Annotated in this window: 8 protein-coding genes and 1 tRNA gene; 7 read left to right on the top strand and 2 right to left on the bottom strand. The window is 60.6% G+C overall.

Translation table 11 applies throughout. From position 1 onward, the window contains the following. The coding region (locus tag Q0072_RS11770; RefSeq protein WP_298330233.1) for a peptidylprolyl isomerase at positions 1-1514 on the bottom strand (1514 nt) is incomplete at its 3' end. 197 nt (positions 1515-1711) lie between these two features. On the opposite strand from Q0072_RS11770, the gene tpiA reads away from it, so the two are divergent. The 7 genes from tpiA (at position 1712) to Q0072_RS11735 (ending at position 7037) form a co-directional block, all read left to right on the top strand. Next, positions 1712-2464 (top strand): triose-phosphate isomerase, encoded by a 753-nt coding sequence (tpiA, locus tag Q0072_RS11765; protein WP_298330230.1) that lies wholly within the window; start codon positions 1712-1714, stop codon positions 2462-2464. Positions 2465-2613: 149 nt separating this feature from the next. After that, positions 2614-3153: a preprotein translocase subunit SecG gene (gene secG, locus Q0072_RS11760; RefSeq protein ID WP_298330227.1), complete on the top strand. Its 540-nt coding sequence runs from the start codon at positions 2614-2616 to the stop codon at positions 3151-3153. A gap of 143 nt (positions 3154-3296) precedes the next feature. Then, a complete protein-coding gene (locus Q0072_RS11755) occupies positions 3297-4931 on the top strand; it encodes a CTP synthase (RefSeq protein WP_126424160.1) in 1635 nt (544 codons plus the stop codon). A 16-nt stretch (positions 4932-4947) separates the two neighbouring features. Next, positions 4948-5331 carry a RidA family protein gene (locus tag Q0072_RS11750; RefSeq protein ID WP_298330224.1) on the top strand — a complete coding sequence of 128 codons (384 nt, stop codon included), beginning with the start codon at positions 4948-4950 and terminating at the stop codon, positions 5329-5331. Between the two features lie 99 nt (positions 5332-5430). Continuing rightward, the gene (locus tag Q0072_RS11745; RefSeq protein ID WP_272742050.1) at positions 5431-5736 is read left to right on the top strand and encodes an ETC complex I subunit; all 306 of its coding nucleotides are present in this window, start codon (positions 5431-5433) and stop codon (positions 5734-5736) included. Positions 5737-5747: 11 nt separating this feature from the next. Further along, positions 5748-5824, top strand: a tRNA-Arg gene (locus Q0072_RS11740). A 100-nt stretch (positions 5825-5924) separates the two neighbouring features. Further along, a complete protein-coding gene (locus tag Q0072_RS11735) occupies positions 5925-7037 on the top strand; it encodes an amino acid ABC transporter substrate-binding protein (protein WP_298330217.1) in 1113 nt (370 codons plus the stop codon). Here the strand turns inward: Q0072_RS11735 and Q0072_RS11730 are convergent. Next, the coding region (locus Q0072_RS11730; RefSeq protein WP_298330214.1) for a rhodanese-like domain-containing protein at positions 7016-7305 on the bottom strand (290 nt) is incomplete at its 5' end. The genes Q0072_RS11735 and Q0072_RS11730 overlap by 22 nt on opposite strands.

Here is a 7305-nt window from a genome sequence, read left to right as displayed (position 1 = left end):
TTGCGCAGGCGCGCAGCGGCTTCTTCGCTCCTGGCGGCGACGCGGTCCCCGGCCGTCTTTTGTTGCCAGGCCTGAATCATCTGCGGCTTGATGGTATCGAGCGCCGGGACTTCCGACGGCAGGACTTCGTTGACGCGCAGGGCGAAATACTCGCCATTGCCCAGTTCGGTGACGTCGGTTTCGCCGCCCTTGGGTTGATCGAAGGCGGCTTTCAGGATCGGGGCGTACTGGAACGGCTGGCCGTTGCCCATCTGACCTTCGGCGGTCATCGGCGGCAGGTTGATTACACGCACACCGGCCTTTTGAGCGGCGGCGAGGAAGTCAGCACCGGCCGAACGTTCCTTTTCAAACACTTCGGACGCCTTGTAGGCCAGATCCTTGGCCTTGTCGGCCTTGTATTCAGCCTCAAGCTGACCACGTACCGTATCGAAACCGGTCACCGAAGCGGCGGTGATGCCCGACACCTTTACAACCGCCAGACCAAGGCTGCCCTGAATCGGACCCGACACCTCACCCTGTTTCAGGGCAAAGGCCGCGTCGGCCACCTTGGCGTCGGCCACGGCTGTCTTCGGCTTGGCGTCATAGGTGATCACGGTGCCTTTGTTGGCCTTGGCGGCCGTCTGGGCGTCGGTGCCCGAACGCAGGGCCTGAGCCACGGCTTCGGCGGCCTTCTGATCCGGCACGGTCACCTGCACGAAGGTGCGGGTTTCCGGATTGGACAGGGTGTCGCGGCGGAATTCATAGAGTTTCTTCAGTTCGGCCTCATCGACCGTCACCTTGGAGGCGAAATCGCCGGGGGCGAAGGAGACAACGGTAAACTGACGCAGTTCCGGACGGCGCAGGCGCTCTTTGTTGTCGTCATAGAATTTCTTCAGTTCGACATCGGTAGGCTGACCCGGTTTTTCGATATTGTCCGGCGTGACAACCAGAAGCGTGGTGTCGCGCGTCTCGCTGGCGAAGGCACTTTGCAGGGCCGCATAGATGCGCGGCGGCTTAAGACCAGCCACAGAGGCTTCGATAAACTGACGGTTAGCGATGTCGTCGCTGATGATCTGCTCGAACTTGGTCTCGCTCATCTTCATCTGCGTGGCCAGTTCTTGCTGGTACTTGGCCTTGTCAAACTTGCCGGTGATCGAATCGAAGAAGATCGGGTATTTGGCGATCTGATCGGTCACCACCTTGGCCGACGGGCGCAGACCGACCTTGACCAGCCAGGCCGACACCGAATCCATAGCGGCCAGTTCTTCCATGATGCGCACGTGCAGGCCCTGCTTCACGGCGTCTTCATAGGTCAGGGTTTGGCCGCTCTGTTGCTCGGCTCCGGTCTTCCACTGGTCGAACTGACGACGATAATCCTCCGTCGTCGTCTGGCGATCACCGGCATCGACCACGTTGCGCGACGAAGCGCTGGAGAACAGGTCGGACATACCGAAGACGGCGAAACTCAGGATCAACGCCGCCATCAAAATCTTGAAAGTGAGCGACTTGGTAAACTGACGGAAGCTGGAGATCATGAAAGGGGCGACCTTTGAAAGATGAAGTGCCACCGCTCCGGGGCGGACGGCGCGCAGACATATAATTGACCAACCGTGACGGGATCAAGGCTGTTACAAACGGAATCCAATTGTTTGCCGGTTTTTTCTTGGCGTAACGGGTCGGTTTCGTTACAGATAACATTATCAACAAAATATAACATGCCACTGATTTTATAATGCCAAAACATCCGCTTATCGCGGGCAACTGGAAGATGCATGGCCTCAGGGACGCCATTCCGGAAGCCCTGGCCATGGATACCGCCGCACGCCAAAGCCGTGCTTCGGTCGCCATCTTCCCGCCGTCCACACTTCTCTTTGCTCTGAGTGAGGCTTTGAATGCCCGCCCTGGACCCAGCCCGGTGCGTCTGGGTGGTCAGGACTGCCACAAAGACGCCCAAGGCGCGTTTACTGGCGACCTGTCGGCCGAAATGCTGAAAGACGCCGGGGCCGAAATGGTCATATTGGGCCATTCCGAACGCCGGCACGGCCACAAGGAAGCCTGTGAAAGCGTCGCTGCCAAGACGCTGGCGGCCCTGCGGGCGGGGCTGGAGCCGATTATCTGCATCGGGGAAACGCTCGATCAGCGTCAGGAAGGCCTGACCCACGCCGTCCTCAGCAAGCAGTTGCGCGACAGCCTGCCTCTGGCGCTCGAAGGGCAAACCTTTCATGTGGCCTATGAGCCCGTTTGGGCCATCGGCACCGGCCACGTGCCCACCGATGATCAGGTCATCGATGCCATGCTGCTGATTCAGAAGCATCTGGCGCAGCGTTTCCACAATCAGGTCGTGCCGCATACGCTTTACGGTGGTTCGGTCAAGCCGGACAATGCCCGCCACCTCTTATCGCTGGACGGCGTGGATGGCCTGCTGGTCGGCGGCGCGTCGCTTAAGGCTGAGGATTTCAACCGCATCATCGCCGCCGCGGACTGAAATTCCACCGCAAATCCTTGAAACAGCTATGGCCAATGCCCAGTCTTAATGCTAAGGGCGTGCGCTTACGCTTTGGACAAGGCGCGCGACCCATAGGGGCGCACACCCGCCCTTAGCCCAGACATTCGCCCAAAAGACCCCGGAACTTCATGCTGTTCGTTATCCTGCTCTCGATCCAAATCCTCATCGGTATTGCTCTGGTGGGACTGATTCTCGTTCAGCGGTCCGAAGGCGGGGCGCTGGGTATGGGCGGCGGTCCGTCGGGTTTTATGTCGGCGCGCGGTGCCGGTAATTTCCTGACCAAGGCCACGTCGATTCTGGCGTTTCTGTTCTTTGCCAACTGTATCGCCCTGACTGTGGTGTCGAACCTCGACCGTCGCGGCACCTCCGTGGTCGATCAGGTCGGCGCCGATAATGTTAAGCTAAACGAAGCTCAGGCTTCGGCGGCTGCCGCAGCGGCGGCACAGAATGCCCAACAATCGACCGGTGCCGCTTCGTCGTCGGCTGCGCCGTCCCTGACCGATCTGCCGTCGCCGACCAGCGCCGCGCCCTCGCTCAGCACGCTGGGCAACCCGACGCCTGCCTCTTCGGCTTCGTCGTCAAGCGCAGCCCGCCCGGCGGCGAAACCGGCGGCCCAGCCCGCCAAGCCCGCCGCGTCTTCGGCGGCGGCGTCTTCGGCCTCAAACTGAAGACCGCTTTAAATTCTGAACTCAGGACCGGCTCACAGATCGCTTTGTGAGCCGATCTTTTTGAATATATATGAAGGTAAGTGGAATCGCCCACAGCGGTTCCCGGATAAAGGTTTTCCGACATGCCCACGGTGAACACGGATATGGCGCGCTTTGTATTTATTACGGGGGGCGTGGTGTCCTCGCTCGGCAAGGGGCTGGCTTCGGCGGCGCTGGGGGCCCTGCTTCAGGCGCGCGGCTATAAGGTTCGTCTGCGCAAGCTCGACCCCTATCTGAACGTCGATCCCGGCACGATGAGCCCCTATCAGCACGGGGAAGTCTTCGTCACCGATGATGGCGCGGAAACCGACCTCGACCTCGGCCACTATGAGCGCTTCACGGCGGTCAATGCGCGCAAGACCGACAATATCACCACCGGGCGCATCTATTCCAACATCATCGAAAAAGAGCGGCGTGGCGACTATCTGGGCGCCACCGTGCAGGTCATTCCGCACGTTACCGACCAGATCAAGAGCTTCGTCCTGTCGGATCAGGGCGATGCCGACTTCATTCTGGTGGAAATCGGCGGCACGGTCGGCGATATCGAAGGCTTGCCGTTTTTTGAAGCCATCCGCCAGCTGGGGCAGGAACTGCCGCGCCGTCAGTGCTGCTTCATCCATCTGACCCTGCTGCCCTTCGTCAAGACGGCGGGCGAGATGAAGACCAAGCCGACCCAGCATTCGGTCAAGGAACTGCGCTCGATCGGTATTCAGCCGGACATTCTGCTGTGCCGCAGCGAGTACGAAATCCCGCGTGAAGAACGCCGCAAGATCGGCCTGTTCTGTAATGTGCGCGAAACGGCGGTCATTCAGGCGCTCGATTCGGCCAATATCTATGCCGTGCCGATCGACTATCACCGCGAAGGTTTCGATAATGAGGTGCTCAGCGTTTTTGGTATCGAAGACGCGCCGCAGCCCGATCTGTCGATGTGGGAAGACATCACCCACCGCTACGCCAAGCCGGACGGCGAGGTGTCTATTGCCATTGTCGGCAAATATACAGTGTTAAAAGACGCCTATAAGTCGTTGATCGAAGCCGTTTATCACGGCGGCATGGCCAACCGGGTCAAGGTCAATATCGAGTGGGTCGAATCCGAAACCTTTGAGGACGATCCCGAAACCGTGCGTCAAAAGCTGGAAAACGTCCATGCCATTCTGGTGCCCGGCGGCTTCGGTGAGCGCGGGGCCGAAGGGAAGATCATGGCCGCCAAGTTCGCGCGCGAAAATCAGATCCCTTATCTCGGCATCTGCTTCGGGATGCAGATGGCTGTGGTCGAGGCCGCGCGCCATCAGGCCGGCATTGCCAAGGCCACCTCATCGGAATTTGGCGACAGCGGCGAACACGTTGTGGGCCTGATGACCGAATGGCTCAATGGCAATGAGCTGAATCAGCGCGCCGCAGGCGGCAATCTGGGCGGCACCATGCGTCTGGGGGCCTTTGCGGCCAGCCTGCGCGAAGGCTCAAAAGTCGCCGACATCTACGGCACGACGCAGATTTCGGAGCGCCACCGCCACCGTTACGAAGTCAACCGCGACTATATCCCGCAGCTTGAGGCCTGTGGCCTGAAGTTCAGTGGCATGTCGCCGGACGGCCTGCTGCCGGAAATCGTCGAACGCGACGATCATCCGTGGTTTATCGGCGTGCAGTACCACCCGGAATACAAGTCCCGCCCCATGCAGCCGCACCCGCTGTTCAAGAGCTTCATCACCGCGGCGCTCGACCGCAGCCGTCTGGTTTAATTTTCAGGATAGTCTCATGCGTCAGCTTATTTCTTCCGGTTCGCCGTTTGAACCGACCATCGGTTTTTCGCGCGCCGTGCGTATCGGCAACCGTATTGAGGTCGCGGGCACCACGGCCATGCGCGATGGCCAACTGGTCGGGGCCGGGGACTGCTACCTGCAAACCAAGACCATCCTCGAAACTATCGTCAAGGCGGTGGAAGAGGCGGGCGGTTCGGTGACCGACATCATCCGCACGCGCATCTTCCTGACCGATATGTCGCTGTGGCAGGACGCCGCCCGCGCCCACGGTGAAGTGTTCGGCGAAATCCGCCCGGCATCGAGCTTCCTTGGCACCTCGGCCCTGATCAACCCGGAATGGCTGGTTGAGATCGAAGCCTCAGCCCATATAGAAGGGTAATCGGGCAAAAGCCCTTTGCCAAAAAGCGGGTTTGTAGTAACAGACCTTGACCATCCGGATATCGAATCCGGACAGATTTCGCGTCCGCAGGAGATTGTCATGTTCGCGCGCATCTTCAAGCCGTCCAAGACCGCTATGCAGTCGGGCAAGGCCAAGACTCAGGACTGGGTGCTGGAGTTTGAACCGGCCTCGGCGCGCACGCCTGACCCGCTGATGGGCTGGATTTCGGCGGCGGACACCAATACCCAGGTGCGCCTCTCCTTCGACACCAAGGAACAGGCCATGGCCTATGCCGAAACCCACGGCATCCCGTTCCGCCTGATCGAGCCGGAAACTCCGCCGAAGATCATCAAGGCCTATGCCGACAATTTCGCGTCCAACCGCCGCCAGAGCTGGACGCACTAAAAGCGCTTTCAGACTCCGTAGCTCAGCTGGATAGAGCATCCGCCTTCTAAGCGGACGGTCGCAGGTTCGAATCCTGCCGGGGTCGCCACTTCTCCAATTTGTGAGGACCAACCGTCCCTTTCGCTTTGACCGGGGCGGCGGGCTGGTGTTGAATAGGGTGCGCCGCCACCGTAAAGGCCCTGTTGCCCATGTCCGTGTTCCGCCCCCTGTCCCGCCTTGCCGCGCCGATTGTTCTGGCCGGTCTTGTGTGCGGTCTGACGGCGTGTAATCAGGGACCAAAGGCATCAGACGACAAGCCCGCTCAGGCCCCTGAGGCCACGCTCACCCCCACCCAAAGCGACAGCGCCACGCTAAAGGCCGTTCTGACGCGCGGGCGGGTCAATTGCGGCGTGCATCCCGGTCTGATCGGCTTTTCGTATAAGGACAATTCCGGCCGCTGGCGCGGGTTCGACGTCGATTTCTGCCGCGCCCTGGCTGCCGCCATCTTTTCCGACGCCGATAAGGTGACCTATGTGCCGCTGACCACGACCGAGCGGTTCGAGGCGCTGAAAACCGGCAAGGTCGATGTGCTGTGGCGTTCGACCTCCTGGACCCTGTCGCGCGACGCGGCGGATCAGGTCGATTATGCCGGCATCAACTATTATGACGGTCAGGGCTTTCTGGTGCGCAAATCCCTGCGCTTGAACAGCGCCACCGAACTGAATGGCGCGCGCATCTGCGTGCAGACGGGTTCGACCAGCGAGCTTAATCTGGCCGACTTTTTCCGCGCTCGCGGACTGAAATATAACCCGGTTGTGGTGAAGAACGAAGACGAGGGGCGAGACGCCTATGCCGCCGGTCAGTGCGATGCCCTGAGCAGTGACGTGTCGGCTCTGGCGGCGGCGCGCACGACGCTGAGCGACCCGACGGCCCATACCATCCTGCCGGAAATCATCTCAAAGGAACCTCTGGGGCCGGTCGTGCGGCAAGGCGACGACCAGTGGACGGACATTGTGCGCTGGACACTCTATGCAACGATCGTCGCTGAGGAGTTGGGTGTCAGTAGCGAGACGGTCAAGGCGCAGCAGTTGGAGTCTCAGAACCCGGAGGTCCGGCGTCTTCTCGGCTCAGAGGGCAATCTGGGTGGCGGTCTGGGGCTGGGGCCGGAATGGGCCTATAATATCGTTTCGCAGGTCGGCAATTACGGCGAAATCTTCGACCGCAATATCGGCGCAGACTCGCCGCTTAAGTTGTCGCGCGGGCTGAATGCGCAGTGGAACGCGCCGGAACGCGGACTGCTTTATTCGCCGCCGGTGCGCTGAGCGGAGGTGACGACCGGTGTGTCGAGCGTCGCCTGACCCCATTCGGCCCACGACCCGTCATAGAGCCGTACCTTGTCATGACCGACCTCATGCAGGGCCAGGGCAATGATGGCCGCCGTCACCCCTGATCCGCACGAGGTGATGACCTGCGTTTTGGGTGTGACGTGCAGGGCGGACAAGATGTTTTTCAGTTCTCCGACCGGTTTCAGCGCGCCGTCGCGGATCAGTTCCGTGGCAGGCAGGCTACGGCTGCCCGGCATGTGCCCGG

The organism is Asticcacaulis sp. (assembly GCF_027484505.1).
Classification (GTDB): domain Bacteria; phylum Pseudomonadota; class Alphaproteobacteria; order Caulobacterales; family Caulobacteraceae; genus Asticcacaulis.
This window is presented reverse-complemented; position numbering and strand designations above follow the sequence as displayed.

Excerpts from the sequence above, each read along its gene's own strand:
- tpiA (WP_298330230.1), top strand. The coding sequence starts at position 1,712 with ATGCCAAAACATCCGCTTATCGCGGGCAACTGGAAGATGCATGGCCTC.
- secG (WP_298330227.1), top strand. The coding sequence starts at position 2,614 with ATGCTGTTCGTTATCCTGCTCTCGATCCAAATCCTCATCGGTATTGCT.
- Q0072_RS11755 (WP_126424160.1), top strand. The coding sequence starts at position 3,297 with ATGGCGCGCTTTGTATTTATTACGGGGGGCGTGGTGTCCTCGCTCGGC.
- Q0072_RS11750 (WP_298330224.1), top strand. The coding sequence starts at position 4,948 with ATGCGTCAGCTTATTTCTTCCGGTTCGCCGTTTGAACCGACCATCGGT.
- Q0072_RS11745 (WP_272742050.1), top strand. The coding sequence starts at position 5,431 with ATGTTCGCGCGCATCTTCAAGCCGTCCAAGACCGCTATGCAGTCGGGC.
- Q0072_RS11735 (WP_298330217.1), top strand. The coding sequence starts at position 5,925 with ATGTCCGTGTTCCGCCCCCTGTCCCGCCTTGCCGCGCCGATTGTTCTG.